The sequence below is a fragment of the Sorangium aterium genome, from assembly GCF_028368935.1.
Lineage (GTDB): Bacteria > Myxococcota_A > Polyangia > Polyangiales > Polyangiaceae > Sorangium > Sorangium atrum.
Genome location: NZ_JAQNDK010000007.1, coordinates 375813 through 397939 on the forward strand (window position 1 = coordinate 375813; position 22127 = coordinate 397939).

17 protein-coding genes and 1 pseudogene are annotated in these 22127 nt (G+C 70.1%); 11 read left to right on the forward strand and 7 right to left on the reverse strand.

Annotated elements, in window-relative coordinates:
* The first annotated feature begins 2 nt into the window (after nt 1-2).
* From POL72_RS49275 to POL72_RS49290, 4 genes are all read left to right on the forward strand, one after another.
* Nucleotides 3-1352, forward strand: coding sequence for an MFS transporter (locus tag POL72_RS49275; protein ID WP_272104287.1), 1350 nt, complete (start codon nt 3-5; stop codon nt 1350-1352).
* A gap of 12 nt (nt 1353-1364) precedes the next feature.
* The gene (locus POL72_RS49280) at nt 1365-2348 is read left to right on the forward strand and encodes a phosphotransferase enzyme family protein (RefSeq protein WP_272104289.1); all 984 of its coding nucleotides are present in this window, start codon (nt 1365-1367) and stop codon (nt 2346-2348) included.
* A gap of 36 nt (nt 2349-2384) precedes the next feature.
* The gene (locus POL72_RS49285; protein ID WP_272104291.1) at nt 2385-2525 is read left to right on the forward strand and encodes a hypothetical protein; all 141 of its coding nucleotides are present in this window, start codon (nt 2385-2387) and stop codon (nt 2523-2525) included.
* 400 nt (nt 2526-2925) lie between these two features.
* Entirely contained in the window at nt 2926-3735 is an 810-nt protein-coding gene (locus POL72_RS49290; protein ID WP_272104293.1) for a class I SAM-dependent methyltransferase, read from the forward strand.
* A 107-nt stretch (nt 3736-3842) separates the two neighbouring features.
* Here the strand turns inward: POL72_RS49290 and POL72_RS49295 are convergent, their stop codons facing one another.
* The 5 genes from POL72_RS49295 to POL72_RS49315 form a co-directional block, all read right to left on the reverse strand.
* The gene (locus POL72_RS49295) at nt 3843-5537 is read right to left on the reverse strand and encodes an adenylate/guanylate cyclase domain-containing protein (RefSeq protein WP_272104294.1); all 1695 of its coding nucleotides are present in this window, start codon (nt 5535-5537) and stop codon (nt 3843-3845) included.
* Between the two features lie 205 nt (nt 5538-5742).
* Entirely contained in the window at nt 5743-6441 is a 699-nt protein-coding gene (locus tag POL72_RS49300; RefSeq protein WP_272104296.1) for an HNH endonuclease family protein, read from the reverse strand.
* On the reverse strand, nt 6438-7703 hold the full coding sequence (locus tag POL72_RS49305) for an ATP-binding protein (protein ID WP_272104297.1): 1266 nt from the start codon (nt 7701-7703) through the stop codon (nt 6438-6440). Before POL72_RS49305 ends, POL72_RS49300 begins: the two co-directional genes overlap by 4 nt.
* Nucleotides 7696-7974 (reverse strand): hypothetical protein, encoded by a 279-nt coding sequence (locus POL72_RS49310; RefSeq protein ID WP_272104299.1) that lies wholly within the window; start codon nt 7972-7974, stop codon nt 7696-7698. The genes POL72_RS49305 and POL72_RS49310 overlap by 8 nt, the downstream gene beginning before the upstream one ends.
* A gap of 309 nt (nt 7975-8283) precedes the next feature.
* On the reverse strand, nt 8284-9087 hold the full coding sequence (locus POL72_RS49315) for a hypothetical protein (protein ID WP_272104300.1): 804 nt from the start codon (nt 9085-9087) through the stop codon (nt 8284-8286).
* A 281-nt stretch (nt 9088-9368) separates the two neighbouring features.
* On the opposite strand from POL72_RS49315, the gene POL72_RS49320 reads away from it, so the two are divergent.
* The 4 genes and pseudogenes from POL72_RS49320 to POL72_RS51500 form a co-directional block, all read left to right on the forward strand.
* Nucleotides 9369-10271 carry a hypothetical protein gene (locus POL72_RS49320; protein ID WP_272104302.1) on the forward strand — a complete coding sequence of 301 codons (903 nt, stop codon included), beginning with the start codon at nt 9369-9371 and terminating at the stop codon, nt 10269-10271.
* Complete coding sequence (locus POL72_RS49325) at nt 10268-14188, forward strand: RHS repeat domain-containing protein (protein WP_272104304.1); 3921 nt, start codon at nt 10268-10270, stop codon at nt 14186-14188. The genes POL72_RS49320 and POL72_RS49325 overlap by 4 nt, the downstream gene beginning before the upstream one ends.
* 6 nt (nt 14189-14194) lie before the next feature.
* Nucleotides 14195-14752 (forward strand): hypothetical protein, encoded by a 558-nt coding sequence (locus POL72_RS49330; protein WP_272104305.1) that lies wholly within the window; start codon nt 14195-14197, stop codon nt 14750-14752.
* Nucleotides 14753-15110: 358 nt separating this feature from the next.
* Nucleotides 15111-15377: pseudogene (locus POL72_RS51500) on the forward strand (RHS repeat-associated core domain-containing protein); the annotation flags it as partial.
* Between the two features lie 65 nt (nt 15378-15442).
* On the opposite strand, the gene POL72_RS51095 reads toward POL72_RS51500, so the two are convergent.
* The gene (locus tag POL72_RS51095; protein WP_272104307.1) at nt 15443-16090 is read right to left on the reverse strand and encodes a DUF885 family protein; all 648 of its coding nucleotides are present in this window, start codon (nt 16088-16090) and stop codon (nt 15443-15445) included.
* 207 nt (nt 16091-16297) lie between these two features.
* Here POL72_RS51095 and POL72_RS49345 point away from each other — a divergent pair, with 207 nt between their 5' ends.
* Nucleotides 16298-17527 (forward strand): phospholipase C, encoded by a 1230-nt coding sequence (locus POL72_RS49345; protein ID WP_272104309.1) that lies wholly within the window; start codon nt 16298-16300, stop codon nt 17525-17527.
* 136 nt (nt 17528-17663) lie between these two features.
* Here the strand turns inward: POL72_RS49345 and mscL are convergent, their stop codons facing one another.
* Nucleotides 17664-18113, reverse strand: coding sequence for a large conductance mechanosensitive channel protein MscL (gene mscL / locus POL72_RS49350; RefSeq protein ID WP_272104310.1), 450 nt, complete (start codon nt 18111-18113; stop codon nt 17664-17666).
* Nucleotides 18114-18539: 426 nt separating this feature from the next.
* Between mscL and POL72_RS49355 the strand changes: the two genes are divergently transcribed.
* Both POL72_RS49355 and POL72_RS49360 read left to right on the forward strand, forming a co-directional pair.
* Nucleotides 18540-19145 carry a 5-formyltetrahydrofolate cyclo-ligase gene (locus POL72_RS49355; protein ID WP_272104312.1) on the forward strand — a complete coding sequence of 202 codons (606 nt, stop codon included), beginning with the start codon at nt 18540-18542 and terminating at the stop codon, nt 19143-19145.
* A 16-nt stretch (nt 19146-19161) separates the two neighbouring features.
* A complete protein-coding gene (locus POL72_RS49360) occupies nt 19162-21690 on the forward strand; it encodes a hypothetical protein (RefSeq protein WP_272104313.1) in 2529 nt (842 codons plus the stop codon).
* Nucleotides 21691-22127: the final 437 nt, after the last annotated feature.

Sequence of the window (22127 nt, forward strand, 5' to 3'; positions counted from 1 at the left end):
GGATGAACAGCGGCAGCCGCCCGGAGCGCCGTCCTGGCCTGCTCCGCCGCCGTCCTGCGTTCCGTCGCGTCTGGATGAGCGAGGTCGTCTCGCTGCTCGGCGACTGGATGAGCTTCGTCGCTGTGAGCCTGCTCGCGCTGGGGGGCGAGGGGGGCGGGGTCGTGGCGCTCGCGCTGGTGATGGTGGGGCATCACCTCCCGATCGCGCTGTTCGCGCCGGTGGCGGGGGTGCTCGCGGACCGGCTCGATCGGCGGTGGCTGCTCATCGCGACGAGCGTCGTGCAGGGAGCGCTCACGGTCGGGATGCTGGGCGCCGCGGTCGCCGGCAACGTGGTCGGGCTGCAGGTCCTCGTCTTCGCGCGCGCGTCGGTGGGCGCGCTGCGGTTGCCGGCGCAGAGCGCGGTGCTGCGCCATGTCGTCGAGGAGGACGAGCTGCTCGAGGCGAACGCGATCGCGTCGGCGACGTGGAGCGTCATGTTCGCGGTCGGGATGGCGTTCGGCGGCCTGATCGCGGGGCTGGGCCCTGCGGCGGCGCTCGCCCTGGACGCGGCGTCGTTCGGCCTGTCGGCGCTGTTCCTCCGGGGGCTCCCCCCGATGGTGGCGGAGGGGCGGCCGGCGGAGGGCGGGATGCTGTCGGCGCTCGCGTCGGTGCGCCGCGACATGGTGCTCGCGTGGCGGCACGCGTGGGAGCGTCCTCCGCTGCTCGACGCGGTGCTCGCGAAGACGCCGGTCCACATGGCGAACGGCGGGGCGCTCCTCTTGCTCAACCTGCTCGCGACGCAGCTCCCCTTCGCGGGCACGGGCGCGCTCACGCTGGGGGTTCTCCAGTGCGTGCGCGGCGCGGGCACGGGGGTCGGCCCGCTGGTCGGCGTCGCGCTGGTCCGCCGCGGACTGCGGGGCGAGCGCGCGGCGACCGGGGCCGTCTGGGTGACGTTCGGTGCGATCGCGGTGTTCGCGGTGACCCGCCACCCGGCCGCGCTGCTCGCGATCGTGCTCGCGTGGGGCCTGGGCAGCGGGGCGAACTGGGTGCTGTCGAGCTCGGAGATCCAGCGGCTCTCGCCGGATCGCTTCGTCGGCCGGCTCTCGGCCGTCGACAACCTGGCCCTCACGGTGGGCCTGTGCGCGACGTTGCTCGGCGGTGCGGTCCTGGTGGAGCGCACCGGCGTCCCCGCGGCTTCCGCCTGGCTCGGCCTCGGGGCCGGCGTCGTCACGTGGCTCGGGGCGCAGTGGATGCTGCGCCGGCGGGCCGCGGCGGTCTCTGCGGTCCCGGCGGTCTCTGCGGTCTCGGCGGTCTCTGCGGTCTCGGCGGTCTCGGCGCCGCCTCCCTTGCCCCCCGAGACTGAGCGCAGCTAGCCTCCAGCCCCGATGATCCCGGACGTGTGGGCGCCCCTGAGCGGCCTCTCCGTGCGCCGCTGCGAGGACGAGGGCCTCATCAACGGCACCTGGCTGGCGGGCGACCCTCCGCGGTACGTGGTCCAGCGGGTGAGCCCCATCTTCGCCCCGGAGGTCCATGACGACATCGAGGCGGTGACGGCTCACCTGGCCGCCCGCGGCCTCGCGACGCCGCGGCTGCTGCGCGCGGGCGACGGCGCCCTGTGCGCGCGCGACGCGGAGGGCGCGGTGTGGCGGGTGATGGACTTCGTCCCTGGCCGCACGCACCACCGGGTCGGCTCTCCTGGGCTGGCGCGCGCCGCGGGGGAGCTCGCGGCCCGGTTCCATCGGGCGGTGGACGATCTCGAGCACGTGTACCGCCACGTCCGCGCGGGCGCGCACGACACGGCGCTCCACATGGAGCGGCTGGACGGCGCGGCCACGGGCGGGGAGGGGCGGCGCCTGGCGGACGCCATTCTCGACGCGTTTCGCACGTGGCGGGGGCGGCTCGACCTGCCGGTCCGGCACTGCCACGGCGACCTCAAGATCTCGAACCTGCGCTTCTCCGAGGCGGGGGAGGGGATCTGCCTGCTCGACCTGGACACGCTGGCGCTCCAGTCGATCGACGTGGAGCTCGGCGACGCGTGGCGGTCGTGGTGCAATCCGGTCGGGGAGGACTCGACCGAGACGCGCTTCGATCTCGAGGTCTTCGCCGCCGCGGTCGCTGGCTACCGCGAGGCGAGGCCGTTCGGTGCGGAGGAGCAGGAGGCGCTCGTGGACGCGGCGGAGCGGATCGCGCTGGAGCTCGCGGCGCGCTTCTGCCGGGATGCGTTCGAGGACCGGTACTTCGGCTGGGACCCGTCGCGTTTTCCGACGCGGGTCGCGCACAACCTGTACCGGGCGGCCGGGCAGCTCTCGCTGGCGCGCTCGGCGCGCCGGCAGCGCGGGGAGATTGCGCGGCTGCTCGCGGGGGGCTGAACGGACCTGTTCGCGGCCACTAACGTGGTCGTGGTCGTGAACGTGAACGTGAACGTGGTCGTGGTCGTGGTCGTGGTCGTGGTCGTGGTCGTCGACGACACGACCGTGGACGTGAACGTTCTGCCGAATCTTTGGTCGACTTCCGGTCGACGTTCACGTTCACGACTGAGCCGTTGACGACCACGACCACGACCACGACCACGTTCACGACCACGACCACGTTAACGACCACGACCACGTTAACGACCACGACCACGTTAAGGACCACCACCCGCTGAGCACGCCGCGGGAATGTCGTGTCACACCCATGACGGCGGAAGTGCGAGGACTTCCGGCCCCTCGCTCCAGGCCAGCTGCACTGCTGAAGCGCTGCTCCGGAGCCAGCAGCGTCGCGCCGCGGCGCTGGCGAGCGCGCGGCTTTCGCCGGTGGTACGTCCTGTGCTTGCGCCATCCGCTGCCGCGCATCCGCGCTGCCGAAGCGCTCGGCTGCTGGCCCTGTGCTCGCAGAGGAGCAGCGTCGGCGGCCCGGGCTTGCTGCCCGCGACGCTGGCCTGAGGCCAGGAGAGGTGCCACCGCCATGTCAGAACGCAAACTCTTCTACCCGGAACGCTTCAAGACCGCTTCGCGGTACTACACGACTGGCCGCCCTTCCTATCCGAAGCTCCTCAGCCGCCGGGTGGCCCAGCTGGTCGGGCTCGATCGGGGCGCCAGCGTGCTCGATCTCGGGACCGGCCCAGGCTTCCTCGCGATCGACTTCGCGCCGCTCGCCGGGCCGGTGACCGCGGTCGATCCGTCGCCCGAGATGCTCTCTGCGGCCAAGGAGAACGCCGCCCGAGCGGACGTGTCGATACGGTTCGTTCACGGCAGCTCGTATGAGCTCGGGCCGCACCTCGGCCGATTCAAGCTCGTCACCATCGGTCGCGCCTTCCACTGGATGGATCGCGCCGAGACCATCAAGTCGCTGGACGCGCTGCTCGAGCGAGGCGGCGCGGTGGCGCTGTTCGGAGAGAGCTACCCCGAGGTCCCGGCGAACGCGTGGCACAAGGAGTTCCAGGCGCTCATCGACCAGTACTCGACCGATGATCCAGCGCGCCCGCAGATCCGCGAGTCCGCGAAGAACGAAGCCGTGCTGCTCGACTCGGCCTTCAGCCATCTCGAGCGCGTCTCCGTCCTCGAGCAGCGGGAGACGCCCGTGGAGCGCTTCGTCGACCGCGCCCTGTCGTTCGCGGCCACATGGCACGGCCGGCCGGGGTCGCGCGAGGAGGACCTGGCCGTCGACGTCCGCAAAGCCATCGCGAAGTACGCCGGCGCGGACGGCACCGTTCGCGAGGTCCTGGAGGGGCACGCGCTGATCGCCCGCCGCCCGCGCGACGTGCTGGCCGACTGACCCGGCGGAGCCGCTTGCTCGTGGTCCTGGCGGCGGCCCTCGGCGGGTCGCCGCGAACAATGCACGACGTGCGCCTCGTGCACGCCCCCTGCGCCCCTTTGCGCTCGTCAGAGATCCGCCACCGCGTAGGTCATCACCGGCTGCACTCGGCCCTTGACCGTGATCTCGCTGATGGGACGTGTGTTGAAGACGTCCTTCACGAGGAGGTGAGTGTCCTCGCTGAGGAGCACGCTCACGCCGAGCTCCTTGGTCGCGCTCTCCAGGCGTGAGGCGAGGTTCACGGCGTCGCCGATGACCGTGTACTCCATCCGCGCTTCACTGCCGATGTTGCCCGCGACGACCTCGCCGGTGTGGATCCCGACACCGGTCTTCAGCGCCGGGATTCCCCGCCTGGTGAGTCGCTCGTTGAAGCGCTCGAGCGCGGCGCGCATGCGGACGGCCGCGCGCACGGCGCGCACGGCGTCGTTCGGCCTGGGGACGGGCGCGCCGAACACCGCCATGATCGCGTCGCCGATGTACTTGTCGACGACCCCGCCCTCGTCGAGGATGATGGCCACCATCTCGGTGAAATACTCGTTGAGGAGCCCCACGAGCTCATGGGCGTTCATCCGCTCGCTGATCGTCGTGAAGCTCCGGATATCGCAGAAGAGGATCGAGACGGTGAGCGTCTCGCCGCCGAGCTGCACCTTGCCGGAGAGCAGGTGCTCGAGCACGGATTCGGTCATGTACTTGCCGAAGGTGCTGCGGAGCTTGTCGCGCTCCTTGAGGCCGTCGACCATCGAGTTGAAGCCGGTCGCGAGATCCTCCAGCTCGTCGCCGGTCTTCACCGCCTCCACGTGGACGTACCGCTGTTGTTCGAGCTGCTTGAGGGCGACGTTCACGCGGGAGAGCGCGCGCGACATCGTGCTTGCGAGGCGCGCGCCGAGGAGCAGCGAGAAGAGCGCCGCGACCGTGAGCACGCCGGCGGCGAACATCAGGTTCTGGCGCACGATGTTCCTGACGTCGCTCACGTCGAGCGCCATGACGATCGAGAAATCGCCGGCCTTGCCCCGGAGCGATCGCGGCGCGAAGCGCGAGAGTGCCCACAGCGAGCTCGCCTCCTCGACGATCGTGGGGTGGGTCTCGTCGCCGATGGCGGCGCCCTGGAGCAGCTCGGTCGGGAAGCGCGCCGTGCCCGTGACCCTCTTGCCCGACGGGTCGACGAGCGCGATCTCCACGCCGAGCTTCGTCGCCACTTCGTCGAAGTAGGTGTGATCGATGGGAATGCACGCGAGCAGCGATCCGGCGTCGCTCCTCGCATGCTGGGCGATCATGTACGCAGGCGGCGAGCCTTGCTGTCCATCGCACCCATGGACGAGCACGTCCCGCAGGTCGTCCATCTCGGCGAGGCCCGAGAGGCCCTCGGTGAGCCCGGGGACCTCCTCCGTGCTCGGCGGCGGCGCGTCGAGCCCCCTCGCCGCGACCAGCTCGCCGAGCTCATCGAAGGCGACGATGGCGACGTTGGGATGAGCGGCGATGACGGCCTCGAGCGCCGTCCCCACGGCCGCCTCGTTCCGCAGCCGGAGCCCCTCGACCAGCTCGCGCGTTCGTGACGCCTGGCGTGAGGTCGCCGAGATGGCGCGCTGCTGCTGCCTGAGCTCCAGCCGGAAGTTGCGGATCGCCTGCGGCACGCGCTCGCTGATCTGCGCGAGGAGCTGCCGGTGCATCACCCAGGAGAGCACGGGGAGGGCCGCGAGGGTCGCGAGCGACGAGAGCGCGACGAGGACGGTGAGCTTGGCGCGCACGGTGCTGAGGCGGAACATGAAGGCCTTCATCAAAGCAAAGTCGGCTGCCGGTGGACAGCGATTCGGCCGGGTAACAGCGCTTCGGCCGGGTAGGCCGTCAAGGGCACCTGGGGAGACCGCCGCACGATCGGTGTCGTCGACGACGAGGCCGACAACCGCGCCGTGTTGTGCGCTCGGCTCGTACCCGCCGCCGCGGTGGCGAGCTATCTCACGCGCCCCGGGGTCAGCGGGTGGATTCCCGATCAGCAGGGCGGAGGCGACCTTGGCGGTGGAGCTCGTGCGCCATGAACGGGCAATGACGGCGGATCCAGGCGAGCGGGAGGGGCTCCTCCGGGTCGTCGGGATCCGTCCTCAGCCCGAGGTACAGGTCGTGGTAACGGGCCCTGCTCGCGCAGAACGTCGGGGAGTTCAGCCCCAGCCGATCCCGCGTAGCGATCACCGCGGCGCGGACGTCATCGTCGAGGCTATCCGCAGGCTCGACCTTGAACGTGCCCAGGTCGATGACGAACCAGCCGTCCTGGATCTCGAAGGGATCGAGGACGTCCTCGTGATCGCCCTTGTTCGTGTTGATCTGATGCGAGGCGAGCCGGAAGTTGCTCCATTCATAGGCGAGCGCCTTGTGATTCGATTTCGGCTTGAAGTGGTCGACCGTCGCCAGGCCGGTCGCCGGGTCGATGTACATTCCGAGATAGGCGCAAATGTCCCGGTAGGCCGCACGCAGCTCCGGCAATGCCTGCACCCAGAACGGGGGGAGGGCCTCGGAGGGGATATCGTCGATCCCCTCGGCGAGCTTCTCCCGCCTGGGTCCGCGTCGTCTGGGCGCTTCGGTCGAGCCGATCAGCTCCTTTAGCGCCGCCTTCCCCTTCTGTCGGACCTTGGCGTCGAATTCGGCAGGCTCGGCGGCTCGTTGGACGCGAATCACGCGGACTCCCCGCCAGAGTGCTGCTGGATGTAATACCGCCAGCGCACCAGGAAGGGATCCATCTCGGGGAGCGCGCGAAGGAGCGCCTCGTTGACGCGCCGGACCTCGGCCGCATCAGGGCTCGAGTCTCCGAGCAGCTGCCGCGCATGGCGCAGCACGGCCTCTGCCTCTGCGGACGTCGCGGCGCCGAGATCGAACACGTCGGACATCAGCCAGCGGTTGACGTCCCCCCGTTTGTGCCACGCGTCCTGCGCGATCTGCACGGCGCCGTCCACGAGATCGAGCTTCCAGAGCGCGTCAGCTTCGGGATCGAACAGCGGTTCCACGGACGCGAGCACCAGCGGGGAGTGCGTGGCGGCGATCACCTGGACGCGCGGCGCATGCGCGTCCCACGCGCCGATCGTCCTGAGGAGCCCCGGGAGCACCGCGCGTTGCCACCTGGGGTGGAGGTGGGTCTCGGGCTCGTCGATGAGCAGGATGACCTGTTCCGAGAGCGGGAGGGCCTGTCGCCGCGCCGCCTCCTCGTGCTCCGAGAACGCCCAGGTTAGAAGGTACGCCAGCTTGAGCATGCGCTGCATTCCGGCCGCGGCGAAGATCACCGGTACCTCGTCGCCGTAAGGCATCTTGATCGTGGGGACGTCGCGCACGTCCTCCAGAAAGGGCCGCGTGGGTTTGCCGGCCTCCATGGGCCGCTCCGGATCCTCGGACAGGGCCTCGAGCATCCGGGAGAGCATCGCGAAGCGAGGGTCATGGGACTGCTGCCAGCGGGTCCAGTCGTCGAGCAATCCCCTGCAGACCACCTGGTTGTCGCCGGTGCGGAGCTCATCGAAGACCTGACCCGGCGTAAAGTGGTAGGCGGGCAGCATCTCCCGCTCGCTGCCGTCCACGCCGCGGTAGAGGCGGTAGTTCTTCGCCGGATCCCAGACCGAGAACGCCCCGTCCGCGCGCGCGTAGAGGACGAGGCCGGGGTTCGATGGCCGCCCTCGCCTTCGCTTCCAATCCTGGGCCTTCGCGATCCAGGGGGACACGTCCTCGGTGAGCCCCTTGGTCCCGTCGAAGGCGAACCCGATGGACGCGTCGGGCCGCCTGGGGACAGCGGGGTACTGCGGCCAGGTCCGCGTGAGCGCCCACCAGGCGACATCGAGGAGGAACGACTTGCCGAGGCCGTTGTCGCCGGTGAGGAGGTTCAGCCGTCCCGCGAGCGGCCCGAACGTGAGCTTGTCGGCCGGACCGATGCCGTTGAGCTCCAGCTGTCTAAGCATCGTGTTCTCTGGTGAGCAGCGGGCGCGAGCTTCCGCGCGCGCGGAGCGCGCCTGCTTCAGTCGTTGCCATCGTCGTCCAGTTTGCCCGCGTCTCGTACCACCGCCACCCGCGCGTGCGCTCGTCCTCCGTGCGGACGCGGTTGAGCTCGACCAGCCGCGCCAGGACCTCGTCGCGCACCTGGTTGTCGGCAGCGCCCCGGGCGACGTCATCGACGAGGTAGAGGCGCGAGCGCATGCGTAAGAAATTGCCCTGCTGCGGGATGAACGACACGGGCGCATCCTAGGATGCGAGGGCACCCAGGAGAAAGGACATGGGCGGGTGCCTGCTGGGCGAGGCCCCTGGGCATGTCGGACATGGGCGGGTGCCTGCTGGGCGAGGCCCCTGGGCATGTCGGACATGGGCGGGTGCCTGCTAGGCGAGGCCCCCAGGCATGTCGGACATGGGCGGGTGCCTGCTCCGTCACGGCTCCCGGGATGTCGCGACATGGGCGGGTGCCTCGCCGAGCAGGCCCCAAGGATATCGGACATGCCCGGCGGCCTCGCCGCTCACGCCCCCCGCATGTCGCCGCGAGCGGTCCGGCTACAGCTCGGGATCGGCGCTCACCACCGGCGTGGCCGGCGCCGACGCGCTGGGCACCGTCGGCGGGCTGGGCGTGGGCGGGGCCTGCTCGGGCGCCGCGCGCCCGCGCCCGACCCGCTCGCGATCGGCGTTGAGCTTGTCGACGTAGGCGAACAGCCGCGCCTCGTGGTCGGCCGGCAGCTTGCTGCCCTCTTCCTGGATCTCGTCCCGGAGCGCCTCCCGGAACCGCCCGAGCAGCCCGACGGCGGCGCCGCGGAGCGGGCCGGTGGCCGCGGCGTTCTCGCCCGTCGCGAGGAGCGTGGCGCGCCTGCGCAGCAGGCCGTCGATGTCGTCTCCGGCCGCGACGAACGCCTTCACCCAGTCGTGCAGGGTCCCTCCGCCGGGGGTCGCGGTGGCCTTCAGCTCCGCCTTGAGCCGGGTCAGCTCGGGCCGGTTGTCGAGCGCCGCCGACGCCTCGTCCGCGTAGGGGGCGCGGAGCACGTCGAGCTTCGGGACGAACGCCTGCTGCGCGGTCGCCGCCGCTTCCTTGAGCGCCGCCGGCAAGGCGGGGTGCGCCTCGACGGCCTTGCACAGGAAGAAGACGGCCGCCCCGAGGCCGTCGTGCCGGGCGTCCGCCTCGGCGAGCTCCCTGGCCAGCGGCGACTGCGTGCCGGCGGCGTCGGGGATCGCGTCGATCTCCTTCTGCTTCGCCCTGAGCCGCGGCTCATACAGCTTGCCTGTCGCAGACAGGCGCAGCTCATCGGCCTTGTCGGTCAAGAGATCGCGCAGCGCGAGCTTCAGGTCCCCGATCGTGAGATTGCGCAAGGTCACCTCCGTGAACGGCGTGATCGGCCACCCCCGCGCCGCACGGGCGGTCGAGAGGGCGAACCAAGGATTGTTGCTTGAGCATGACAGGATAACGAACTTCTCCGCATCCGGTAGTCTGAATTCGATGGCTCGGAGACGGAGCGCCTGAGGATGCGCTGAAATCGTGCTGAGAACCGGCCGGAGCTGGCGCTTTTCGCGGCGAGGACGCCCCGTCTGTTATCGGTTGTAATTGCTATTTACGATGTCGTTTACTCCCTTCGCGGCCGCGGAGGCAAGCGATGACGTCCGGGTGGATGAGACGGGTGTGGCGGCGGTGCGCGGGTTGCGTTCTCTTGCTCATGGTGGTGAGCGCGCCCCTCGGCGCGTGGGCTCGAGCGCTGACGTTGCGCCGGATAGGCGATCCCCTGCGCGCGCGGCTCACCGGCGCTCGCGGCGGCGCCGAGCTCGCGGCGGCGCTCGCCGGGGACGCCGCCGTGCTCGCGAGCGCGGGCGGCCCCGCCGGCGGCCCTGGCGGCCTCGCCGTGGTCCCGATGGTGGCCTTGCCAGCGGACGTTCGCGCCGCCGGCGCCGGCCCAGGGGCGGACCCGTGGGTCCTGTTCGACGGCCGAGGCGATACGGGCCTTCGCAGCGAAACCGGGGAGAAGGTGCGGATCCGGGTCTCGTTTCCGCAGCCCACCGCGCTCGAGGCGCTCTCGCTGTACGGGCGCAGCGAGGGCGCGCTCACGGTCCGTGCGGAGGACGGCGCCGAGCTTCAGGCCGTCTCCGGCCTCGTCGACGTGCCGCTCCACGGCACGGGCGAGCGCTGGACGCGTTTTCCCATGGCGGTCACGGCCCAGCACGTCGTCATCGAGTGGCTTCCTTCGGGCGAGCGCGGGCCGCAGGAGATCCTGTTCTGGACTGCCGGCGCGCCCACGCGCGGCCTCTCCGAGGTGGAGCTCGCTGATCGCGTGCTCGCGGGGCGGCTCGCCGGGGCTTACCAGTTCGCGGCGATGTCCGAGCGGGCGACCGTGACGCGCACGGGCGGAGAGCAATCGTTGTCGCTCCATATGGACACCGATCCACGGGCGCTCGCGCGCGCGTTCCTCGTCTACCAGCTGGAGGGCCGCGGGCACTGGTCGAGCGTGAGCCGGCAGATCAACGGCACGGCGCCGCGCGGCGGCGCGGGCTGGTGGCCGAGGTGATCGAGCAGGATGCCGAGGGGCGGCTGTTCAGCCGGCAGCAGGTGGCGTACCGCGCGCCCGGGGCGCAGCCGACGCTGACGGGCTCGTTCTTCCCCGAGGAAGAGCTGCGGACGATGTCGTGGTACGAGGGCAAGACGACCGACCCGAGCGCGCCTGGCAAACAGACGAGCGAGGAGCGGGACTGGGACGACCGCGGCAACCTCATCGGGGTGATCGAGCACGGCGAGCCAGGCACGCTGGAGGACGACGTCACGACCACGATCCATCACGTGACGTACGACGGGCCGCACATCGTGCGGGCGGACAGCGTCGAGGTGCGCGACAGCGCGGGGAGGCTGCTGCGGGAGCGCACCGCCGGGTACAACGAGGCGACCGGGGCGGTGGAGTGGATCACGAACACGGTGATCGGCGGCAAGGATCCGGCGACGGGCGCGCCGTACACGGGAGACGCGTCGACGAATCCAAGATGGGAGTTCTCGCACGACGCGTACGGGAACCTGGAGCAGGCGATCGAGCCGCGGGGCTTCACGCTGACGTACGAGTACGACGATGTCGCGGAGACGTACCTCTCCCGGGTGGACGACTCGTTCGGATACTTCTCGGAGACGTCGTCGGACTACCGTTACGGCGCGGTCAGCGCGGTGCGGGACGTCAACGGCCATGAGGTCCACTACGACTTCGACGCGTTCGGGCGGCTGCGGGCCGTGTTCGGTCCGGACGACCCGCTGGCGGCGGCGGAGGCGACGATCGCGTTCGAGTATGCGCTTCAGCCGGGGGAGAGCGTCGCCATGCCGGCGTGGGCGCGGACGCGGCACAAGGACGTGCAGCACCCGGGGGATCCGATCGACACGGTGACGTTCATCGACGGGCTGGACCGGGTGATCCAGACGAAGAAGGACCTGGAGAAGGATCCAGGGACGGGGGCGGCCCCGGTCGTGGGCATGAGCGTGAGCGGCCGGATGGTGCTGGATGAGCGGGGGCGCGTCTGGCAGCAGGGGCAGCCGGTGTTCGCGACGGGCGAGACCACGGCGTTCGTGGACGTGCCGCTGAAGCACCCGACGACGTTCGAGTACGACGTGCTCTCGCGCATCGTCGAGCAGAGGGAGCCGGACGAGGAGGCCGAGACCGGCGAGGCGGTGACGACGACGAGCTACGATATCGACGAGCTCGATGGCGTGGCGATGTTCGTGGCGACGGAGGTCGACCCGAAGGGGAAGGTGCGCAAGGCGTACCAGGACGTGGACAACGCGATCGTGGCGATCGAGGAGCGCAATCGGCTGCGCGGGTCGGAGGCGTGGACCACCCTGATGACGCGGTACGGGTACAACGCGGTCGACGAGCTCGTGCGGGTGATGGACGCGCGTGGGAACGTGACGACCGCGGCGTACGACACGCTGGGGCGGATGGTGACGCTGACGAGCCCGGACATGGGGCGTACGGAGTGGCGTTACGACCGGTCAGGCAACGTCGGGGCGCGGCAGACGGCGAAGCTCTTGGCGGAGGGCGCGGGCAAGCTGATCCGGTACGAGTACGACTTCAACCGGCTCAGGCGGGTGAACTACCCGGACTCGGCGGACGTGACCTATGTGTACGGCGCGCCCAGCGAGGCGGGCGACGAGCACGGCAACCGGGCCGGGCGGCTGGTGGAGGAGCAGAGCGAGGCGGGGAAGAGGACGTTCTGGTATGACCGGCTGGGGAACGTGGCGAAGCTGACGACGGAGTTCCCCCGGCTGCGGGAGCCGCACCGGGGGCCGTACCAGGCGACGATGGAGTACGCCTTCGACGCGTTCGGGCGGCTGCTGTCGATGAAGTTCCCTGGCTCCGGCGCGGAGGTGGTGACGTACGGCTACGACCGAGGTGGCCTTGTGCGGTCGGCCGTGGGAACGAACACGCAGATCAACCCGCAGCACCCGGACGAGCCGGCTGTGACGCAGTACCTGTTGCACATCGGGTACGACGAGTTCGAGCAGCGGGTGAGGGTGGTGCATGGCAACGGGATCGCGACGTCGTATCGGTATTACGAGAAGTCGCGGCGGCTTCAGCAGATCAACGCGGACCACCGCGACCGGTACCTCGTGGAGCGCGGGCAGCCGGCGAGGGCGTTCCAGCGGATGCGGTACGAGTACGACGTGGCGGGCAACCTGGAGCGCGTGCGGAACGAGGTGCCGTACGACCAGTCGATGCCGGGCTCGGTCCTGGTGGGGCCGACGACGCAGCAGTACGGGTACGATGATCTGTATCAGCTGCTCTCGGCGAGCGGGACGTACCAGGACCGGAGAGACTGGCAGTACCGGTACCGGCTGTCGTTCTCGTACGACGAGATTGGCAACATCCTGACCAAGGACCAGGCAAGCTACCGGTACGTGCCGCAGACGTGCCCCACGCCGGTTCCGGCTGGGTGCGACGGATGGCGCGAGGACCACGCGATCCGGGAGCAGACGTACCGGTCGGAGTACCAGTACCCGGGCCCGCAGCCGCACGCGCCGAGGCGTATCGACGAGCACCTGGTGGCGGAGTCGATGCCGTGGCCGCGGGAGATGCGGTACGACGCGAGCGGCAACCAGACCGGCTGGACGTACCGTGGCTCGGACACGCGGACGACGGACTGGAACGAGGAGAACCGGGTCACGCGGGTGAGCCAGAACGGTCAGGTGCTGTCGCGGATGCTGTACGACGGCGACGGCGAGCGGCGGGTGCACCTGCACCACGTGAGCGGCGAGGAGGAGACGGCGTACCACGACCAGCACCTGACGCTGCGGGACGGGCGGTTCGTGACGAAGCACATCTATGCGGGGCAGACGCGGATCGCGAGCAAGATGGATCCGGACTGGTTCCGTGACCCGCCGACGCTGTACTACCACCCGGACCACCTGGGCAGCACGAGCTTCGCGTCGAACAACGAGCAGACGCTGACGCAGCGGGACGAGTACTTCCCGAGCGGGGAGCTGTGGATCGACGCGTCGGATTCGCGGTACGAGCTCAGGCGAGCGTACGTGTTCACGGGGAAGGAGCTCGACCAGGCGACGGGGCTCTATTACTTCGGGGCGCGGTACTACGACCCGCGGATCAATGTGTGGCTGAGCCCGGATCCGATCCTGGACGAGTACATGGAGGGGGGGACGAGCGGAGGGGTGTTCAACCCGGGGAACCTCGGGCTGTACAGCTACACGCTGAACAACCCGGTAAACCTCGTCGACCCGGATGGGCGGCAGACGCAAGGGGCGAGCCGGAACTTCCCTCCCGGGGCCAATGGGTGCCGGCACCCGAGCTGCTTCAACGGGCCGGAGGGCGGCAAGTTCCACCAGGAGCAGATGCTGCAGCGGATGAACGCTGGCTCCGCTGCGGCGGCGGGACGCACGTCTCGCGGTATCGGGGACGGCATGCGCCGGCTGCTGTTCAGGTTCGTCATGCAGCAGCAGCAGGCTGCACGGCCGCCGGCGCAGCCAGCCGCTGCGCCGGCGCAGCCGCCGCAGGCCGCGCAGCCGGCTAAAGGCCCGCAGCCGGCGCCCGCGGCGAAGACGGCGCAGGCGGGGGCCCCTGCCCAGAAGGGCACCGAAGCCAAGTTGGGGCCACAGGGCTCACGTGGGGCACAACGTCAGGCGGTCGGTGCTGCTCGTGAGGCCGCGGCGGCCAAGCTTACTGAGGGAAAGGTTTCCGGCGAGAGAATTGAGGCACCCAATCTCGGGAGCACGGATGTTGACGTCGTGGCAAAAAACGGAGATCTTGTGATGGTTGGAGGGCCAAAAAAAGGAGATGATCTGGGCAATCTGGGACGCGTCATCAGGTTATATCAACATGCAGCAGGAGAGCGGAAGGTTGGGGTGCGAGCATGCTTCTCGGCTGATACCCCGCAAAGAGTCGTTGATTTCACTGCGAAGAGAATTGGGGCGGATAATGTGCTCAGGCTTCCGGAGTGATGGCTGATGTCTCAGATCTATGGAGCTGTCGAGTTTCGGGTTGGGGGCGAATGGTACGATGTTGTCAACGTTAGCAGTTTGCTCTTGCAGCATTACGACCTCAACGCATGCTTATTTGGTGTGGATAACTACGCTAATTTTGTGCCACTGTTTGCTGAGCGGGGAGTGCCTGGAGACTGTGGTGTCAATTTGAGTGAGAGAGTGGCTGAATATGTTCGTGGCGATAGTTCGCCAAGCTGGGTTGGGTATGGCGAGCTTCTTCGGGTCAACTGGGACGAATTGGCGTTGACTAGGGATCGGAGGGTTAGCGAGTTTGTTGTTTGTGGTGACGGGAGGGAGCGGTTGGCTGGAAAGTGGCTGAACAAGTCGGGGTATGACTGGGTGTGTCAGGTGCTGGAGACTGAGCAAGAGGTGGTGGTTGGAGATCGGGTATTTCGCAGGCCTGTTTTGCGTAGGTCAGATGCGATTGTGGGAACGGAATTTGGTCTGTTAATGAAGCTCATGGGTTGTCTCGCGGAGAGATTTGGTGACGATGGGGTAAGACTTGTTGTGTGGTTTGGGTAGAAGAAGTTTTCTGGGTGGTTCATGGTAATGCTGCGAGCGCCTGGTCTACGCCGTGCTCGCGGTGAGGGTACCTGCTGCCGTTCAACCGGGCGCGAGCGGCAACCAGACCGGCTGGACGTACCGTGGCTCGGACACGCGGACGACGGACTGGAACGAGGAGAACCGGGTCACGCGGGTGAGCCAGAACGGTCAGGTGCTGTCGCGGATGCTGTACGACGGCGACGGCGAGCGGCGGGTGCACCTGCACCACGTGAGCGGCGAGGAGGAGACGGCGTACCACGACCAGCACCTGACGCTGCGGGACGGGCGGTTCGTGACGAAGCACATCTATGCGGGGCAGACGCGGATCGCGAGCAAGATGGATCCGGACTGGTTCCGTGACCCGCCGACGCTGTACTACCACCCGGACCACCTGGGCAGCACGAGCTTCGCGTCGAACAACGAGCAGACGCTGACGCAGCGGGACGAGTACTTCCCGAGCGGGGAGCTGTGGATCGACGCGTCGGACTCGCGCTACGAGCTCAGGCGGGCGTACGTGTTCACGGGCAAGGAGCTCGACCAGGCGACGGGGCTCTACTACTTCGGGGCGCGGTACTACGACCCGCGGAGCAATGTGTGGCTGAGCCCGGATCCGATCCTGGCGACAGCCTGCGAGAGCTCATCCAGAGCGCGCCGCGGGCCCTCCGCCGCTCAGGGCGTCCGCTGTGCCGGCACGAAACGCTCGATGACGGATTTGCGAAGCAGCTTCGGCGGCAGGATGCCCTGGGCGAGCACGAAATCGTGGAATCGCTGCGCGTCGAAGCGCGGGCCCATCATGGACTCGACCTCTCGTCGCAGCTCCATCAGCCGGGTGAACCCGTAGAAGTACGAGGTCGCCTGCCCCGGTGCGCGGAAGGTGTAACGCTCCACCTCCGATTGCGCGAGGAGCGGCGAGAGGACCACCTCTTTCTCCAGGAAGGTCCGCGCGGCGGCCGGCGTGATCTTGCCCGCCTGGAGCTCCGGGTCCAGGAAGCCTCGGGCGGCCCGGACCAGGCGGTGTTGCAGGGAGACGAGCTGGCCCTCGGGCGGCATGAACGGGAGCAGGATGGCCTCGGAGTAACGAGCCCACCCCTCCATGTTGGCGCTGTTCTCCGCGAAGACGGCCCGGGCGACCTGGTCGAGCCTCTTCCTCGCCTGCTCGGCGATCGGCGCGTCGCCCGCCTCCAGCCCGGCGTACCGCCGGAGCCGCGCGAGGGCCGTGGCTCGGCGCGGCGGCGGGATGCGCTCGTCGAGCAGGGTCGAGAGGCCCTCGAACACGAGCCCCGTGGCGTGCACGTAGGTGACCCTGTGAAGTGGCACCGCTTTTCGGGGGATGGCGGAGCGCATAGAAAACGTTCGGGCGACCCGGGCGGGGCCCCGCAGCTGGGGCTTGACGTCTTCGAAATGTTTGGATTTTCTTCTCCCCTGGCAGATTGCGGTAGATGAATTCAAGATAGTGAAACCGGCCCTGCGCGGCCGCGTCGGCCGACAGAACGCTGAGCCGCATGGGAAAGCGAGCGGTGGAACATGGCAGACATCCGTCATCTGGTCATCGTGATGCTCGAGAACCGCTCTTTCGATCACATGATTGGTTACCTGCGCAGCACAGGCATGGACGTCGATGGGGTGATCGGCGCGACGAACTCGGACGATAACGGTACGCCGATCACGGGATATCATCTCGAGAGCACGAGAGCCCGGATCCGCCCGCATCATCTACGAACGGACGTCGTGCGGCAGATCAACGGCGGCGCGATGGACGGCTTCGTGAAAGGCTACAGCACGAACAGCCACGTCGCGGAGATCATGAGCTGGTACGACCAGCGCGATCTGCTGACGTACGATAGCCTCGCGCGCCAGTACGTCGTTTGCGACCGGTGGTTCGCTTCGTTCGCGGGCCCGACGTGGCCGAACCGGTTCTTCGCGCTCTGCGGAACCAGCGCCGGGCGCACGGGGAACCTGCAATGGATCGACCGCGCGACGTTCTTCGACCTGTTGCCGGCCGATTCGTGGCGCTACTACTCGCACGACATCGCGTTCTTGCGCACCGTCGAGAAATACAAGGGCCACCGCGGGCTGCCGATCGCGAAGATCTCCTCGTTCTACAGGGCCTGCCGCGAAGGCACGCTGCCAAGCGTCTCGTGGATCGACCCGAACTTCACGCTGGTCGACGTGGACGCGCTGCTGAACTGGGCGAACGACGACCATCCGCCGGCCGACGTGGCGCGCGGTCAGAACCTGATCGCGCGCATCTACAACCACCTCATCGCGAGCCCGGCCTGGCCGCACGTGGCGCTGGTCGTGACCTACGACGAGCATGGCGGGTTCTACGACCACGTGCGCCCGCCGCCGTCGCCCGCGAGCGAGGCGGCGCCGTTCGATACGCTCGGCGTTCGCGTGCCGGCCCTGGTCATCTCGCCGTGGGCGCCGCGCGGCGTGCCGTTCCACGGCACACTCGATCATACGTGCATCGCGCGCACCGCGCTCGAGCTGTTCGCGCCCGATCGCGTGAACGCGCTGAGCCCTCGGGTCACGGCGTCTCCGAGCCTGCTCCCCGTGCTCAGCGAGCCGAGGCCCCGCACCGACCAGCGCCGGCTCGATGGCATCCCGATCCTGGAGACCGCGGTCGCCCCGATCCACATGGGCCCGACCGCTCCACCCGGCTTTCATTCGATGGAGCTCACCGACAGCCAGCAAGAGATTCTGACGCTGAAGAAGGCCGTGCTCGAGGCCGGCGTGCCCGTCGAGAATCATTGAGCCAGAGCGCGGCGCTCCGCTGCCGCGCTCCCCTCCGGACGATACAGGCGTCAACGGGCGCTGCGTCGACGGGGAGCCCGCTCACCGGCGAGCCGCGCCCGCAGCGCCGCCCGCGCGGTGATCTCTCCGTTATGCGTTAGGCGCCCTTCAGAGCCGCCGTGCAGTGCCCGCAGCGCACCGCCTTGATGGGGATGCTCATCGCGCACTCGGGGCACTCCTTCGTCGTCACCTCCTCCGCGCGCTGCCTATGAAGCTTCCCCATGAGCCGCACCAGGAGAAAGACGCAGAGCGCGACGATGAAGAAGCTGACCAGGTTGTTGATGACGACCCCGTACTGGAGGAGCACCGCGCCGGCCTTCACCATCTCCTCGGGGGTCGCGTACGGACCGGGGCCGCTCGGGGGCTTCAGGACGATGTAGTGCCGGCTGAAATCGATGCCGCCCGTCAGGAGGCCTATCGGCGGCATGATCAGGTTATCCACCAGCGCCTTGACGATGTTGCCGAACGCCGCGCCGATCACGACGCCCACGGCCATGTCGACGACATTGCCTCGAATCGCGAACTTCTTGAAATCCTCCCAGAACATCGCTTCCTCCGGCGTCGGGGGCTCCTGCTTTCGCCGTGGCCCCGTTCCGCTGTCGCCTCTCCGCGATCAGGGTGCTGTCTGCGCGGATCGCGCGGTGGCGGCGGTCGCCGCCATCCACGCAGGCGCCGCGGTCGTCGCGAATAGCACGAACGGTGCCACCGGGCTCGTCCGTGGGCTCACCCCGGCCAGCCGCTCGCAATTGCGCCCTCCGCGCGGTCGCTCCCGCTCTCTCCGCCCGCTCCCTGCGCGCACCGAGCCCCCGGCCGTCCCGCTCCCCCGCGCTCGCAGCGCGAGCCGCTGCCCCCGCGCTCGGTGCAAGAGCGCCACACCTGGGGCCAACTGCGCCACCTCCCATCGATTTCGCACATGGCGGTTCCCCGGCCCGGGGCGGCTCTCTAGGATGCGCGCCGGAGGAACCACCGAGCCATGGACCCCGATGCCGAGGCCGCCCTGCGCTACCGCGCCAAAGCCGAGCTACGGAAGCGCGCCCGGGCCGTCCGCAGCTCCATCCCGGCCGAGGCCATCCTCGAGCGATCGCGCCGGATCCAGCGCGCGCTCGCCGAGCTGCCGGCCCTCGCCGCGGCCCGGCGGGTCGCGCTCTTCTACCCGATCGAGGGGCGCAACGAGGTCGACCTCCGGGGGCTCGATCCGCTCCTGCGGGCCCGCGGCGCCCGGGTTGCTTACCCCTCCATCGACCCCGAGTCGCGCGCCATGACCTTCCGCTTCGTCGAGGACCCCGAGGCCATGCAGGAGCGCGGCCTCGGCTTCCGCGAGCCCGACGCGACCGACGAGGAGGCCGCTGCGCTCGACGTCATCGTCGTGCCCGCCCTGCAGATCGATCCGCGAGGGCACCGGATCGGCTATGGCGCCGGCTACTACGACAGCACCCTGCCGCGCTTTTGCCCGCCGGCGCATTCCGTGGGCGTCGTGTTCGACTTCCAGCTCGTCGCCGAGGTGCCGGCGACCCCGGGCGACGTCCCGCTCGGGGCCATCGTCACCGACGCCCGCGTGCTCGCCGCCGAACCGGCCTAGGATGCCCAGGGCACAGGTGGGAGAGGACATCGCGAGCGACAGGCCCGTTCTCGTCGCGGCCATCGCCTCGGGCGCGATGATCGCCCAGCAGGTCGCCGGCCGGGCGACGCGCGACGCCCTCTTCCTCGCCAGCTTCGGCGCGGCCGATGTCCCCAAGGTCATGGCCGCTGGCGCGGTCCTGTCGTTCGGCGCGGTCGTCCTGCTCTCGCGCGCGCTCCTCCAGCTCTCTCCCGCGCGCGTCGTCCCGGCCACGTTCGCCGCGAGCTCCGCGCTCCTCGCCCTGGAGTGGGGCCTCGCCCGGCGCGCGCCCGGCGCCGCCGCCCTTGTCTTCTACCTGCACATCGCCGTCTTCGGCGCGACCCTCATCTCCGCCTTCTGGTCGCTCGTCAACGAGCGCTTCGACCCCCACACCGCCCGCCACTCCATCGGGCGCATCGCGGGCGGCGGGACGGTCGGCGGGGTGATCGGCGGCCTGTTCGCCTGGCGCGCCAGCCGCCTCATCGACGCCCCGACGATGCTCCTCGCCCTCTCCGCGGTGAGCGCGCTCACCGCCTGGGCCACCCACCACCTGGGCGCCGGCCTGGCGCGCGCGGCCGGCGCCGCCGGCGGGGCGGGGCGCACCGAGGTTGAGGTGGCGCGCACCGAGGTTGAGGCCGGGCGCACCGAGGTTGAGGCCGGGCGCACCGAGGTTGGCGCCGGCGGGTCGGGGCTCGCCGCGCTGCGCGACAGCAGCCACCTGCGCGACCTCGGCCTGCTCGTCGGCCTCGGCGCCGTGAGCGGCGCGCTGTTCGACGTCGCCCTCAGCGCCGAGGCGGCCGCCGCGATGACCGACCACAACGCGCTGCTCTCGTTCTTCGCGCTCTTCCACCTCTCGGTGAGCGTGCTCTCTTTCCTTGTGCAGTCGCTCGCCGCCACCTTCTCGCTCGACCGGCTCGGGCTCGCCGCCACCATCGGCATCCTTCCGGCCGCGGTCGTCACCAGCACCCTCTCCCTCGTGGTCGCGCCGCGGCTCTGGGCCGCCTCGATCGTCCGCGCGACCGACGCGGTGCTCCGGAACTCGCTGTTCCGCTCGGGCTACGAGCTCCTCTACACGCCCCTGCCTCCGGACCAGAAGCGGTCGATCAAGACGCTCATCGACGTCGGCTTCGACCGCATCGGCACCGCGGCGGGCAGCGGCCTCGCGATGGGCCTGCTCGTGCTCGCCCCGGGCGGGTCGCTCCCGCTGCTGCTCGGCCTCGGCGCGGCGGCCGCGGGCGTCACGCTGCTCTTCACGCCGCGGCTGCACCGGGGCTACGTCGCCGCGCTCGAGGGCAGCCTGCGCTCCGGCGCCGTCTCGCTCGACCCGACGAACGTCGTCGACGCGACCACCCGCCGCACCCTGAGCGGCACCGTCGACGCGCTCAGCCGCGACAAGGTCCTCGCCGAGCTCGCTGCGCTCCGGAGCGCGGCGGCGCGGCCCGACGTCGGGCGCGGCCCTGCCGACGGCGAGCGCACGTCGCACCCCGGCCCGCCGCTCTCCGGCCGCTCACCGCTCTCCGGCCCCGGCCCCGCGCCGCTCTCCGGCCACGCCCCCGGGGGCTCGCCGCGGCCTCCGGCGGGCGATCGCAGGGGCGTCGACGGGCCGCTGTCCGCGCGCGCCGCCTCGGCCGCGCTGGCGTCGGATCCGGTGCTCGCCGCCACGGCCGACCTCCGCTCCGGTGATCCCGAGCGGATCCGCCGTGCGCTCGTCCGGGAGCCGGATCCCGCGCTCGTGCCGCACCTCCTCCCGCTCCTGGAGCGCGAGGGGCTCGCCTCCGAGGCGATCCGGGCGCTCCGCGCCGTCGCCCCCCGCGCGACCGGCCAGCTCCTCGACGCGCTCCTCGACCCGTCCGTGAGCGTCGCCCTCCGGCGCCGCATCCCGCGGGTGCTCCAGGCCTGTCCCACCCAGCGCGCCGCCGAGGGCCTGATGCTCGGCCTCGCCGACGAGCGCTTCGAGGTGCGTTATCAGTGCGGCGTCGCGCTCGCGCGGCTCCTCCAGCAGCGCGCGCCTGTCCACCTGCGGCGCGACGACGTGATCGAGGCGGCGATGCGGGAGATCGCGATCGGTCGCCGCGTGTGGGACGCCCAGCCCCCCAACGTCGCGCCCCCGGTCGAGGCGCCGCTGGCCGAGCGCCTGCTCGTCGAGCGGACGAGCCGCAGCCTGGAGCACGTGTTCCGCGTCCTCTCCCTCTGCCTCGAGCGTGAGCCGCTCGAGATCGCCTACAGGGCGCTCCACGCCGACGACGCCCACCTCCGCGGGACCGCGCTCGAGTACCTGGAGAACGTCCTGCCGGCGCCCATCCGCGAGAGCCTCTGGCCGTACCTGGGCGCCCGCGCGCCCGCCGCCCCTCCCGACCCAGGCGCCGCCCCCCCCGACCCAGGCGCCGCCCCCCCCGACCCAGGCGCCGCCGAGCCGCGCGCCCCGCGCCTGCCCGAGCACGCGCTCGACGAGCTTCGCCGCTCCGCCGCCAGCATTCCGCGCGCGTCGATCTCCGCTGCGCGGCGGCGAAGAGAGCCACGCACGTAGAGCGTGGCCCACCGCTCGTCGCTTCATCGAGCGACAAAAAGAAAAAAGCGTCGCCGGGGCCCGGGGGGGGAGAGGCCGCACCAGCAACGCTCGTCCGTGAATTAGCAGCTCACATGCCACTGCGAGAAGATGGAAATAGATTTAAATTTCGCATAGATGTCCCGGGCGCATCCTCCCCGTGTTGCAATCCTGCGATTTCATTCTTGCAGGCGAGCATCGTGTCGGGGACGTGCCCCCCCGATCCAGCTCAATGCGTTCACCCCCGGGGGCGTCTACCCCATCTCCAGCGGTTTCCGCCCCCTCTGCCCCATCCCGAGCAGAGCGGCGGTCTCCCGCACAGGAGACGGGCCCAGATCGGCGTTTTCGGCGCGCAAGCGCACTCCGGTGCGCTGAGCACCGAAAACGTCGAGGTGGGCCCGTATCCGAAGCGGGAGACC

Bases quoted from the DNA above. Each gene is read 5' to 3' on its own strand.
- POL72_RS49275 (WP_272104287.1), top strand. From the start codon at position 3: ATGAACAGCGGCAGCCGCCCGGAGCGCCGTCCTGGCCTGCTCCGCCGC.
- POL72_RS49280 (WP_272104289.1), top strand. From the start codon at position 1,365: ATGATCCCGGACGTGTGGGCGCCCCTGAGCGGCCTCTCCGTGCGCCGC.
- POL72_RS49290 (WP_272104293.1), top strand. From the start codon at position 2,926: ATGTCAGAACGCAAACTCTTCTACCCGGAACGCTTCAAGACCGCTTCG.
- POL72_RS49295 (WP_272104294.1), bottom strand. From the start codon at position 5,537: ATGTTCCGCCTCAGCACCGTGCGCGCCAAGCTCACCGTCCTCGTCGCG.
- POL72_RS49305 (WP_272104297.1), bottom strand. From the start codon at position 7,703: ATGCTTAGACAGCTGGAGCTCAACGGCATCGGTCCGGCCGACAAGCTC.
- POL72_RS49320 (WP_272104302.1), top strand. From the start codon at position 9,369: ATGACGTCCGGGTGGATGAGACGGGTGTGGCGGCGGTGCGCGGGTTGC.
- POL72_RS49330 (WP_272104305.1), top strand. From the start codon at position 14,195: ATGTCTCAGATCTATGGAGCTGTCGAGTTTCGGGTTGGGGGCGAATGG.
- POL72_RS49345 (WP_272104309.1), top strand. From the start codon at position 16,298: ATGGCAGACATCCGTCATCTGGTCATCGTGATGCTCGAGAACCGCTCT.
- mscL (WP_272104310.1), bottom strand. From the start codon at position 18,113: ATGTTCTGGGAGGATTTCAAGAAGTTCGCGATTCGAGGCAATGTCGTC.
- POL72_RS49355 (WP_272104312.1), top strand. From the start codon at position 18,540: ATGGACCCCGATGCCGAGGCCGCCCTGCGCTACCGCGCCAAAGCCGAG.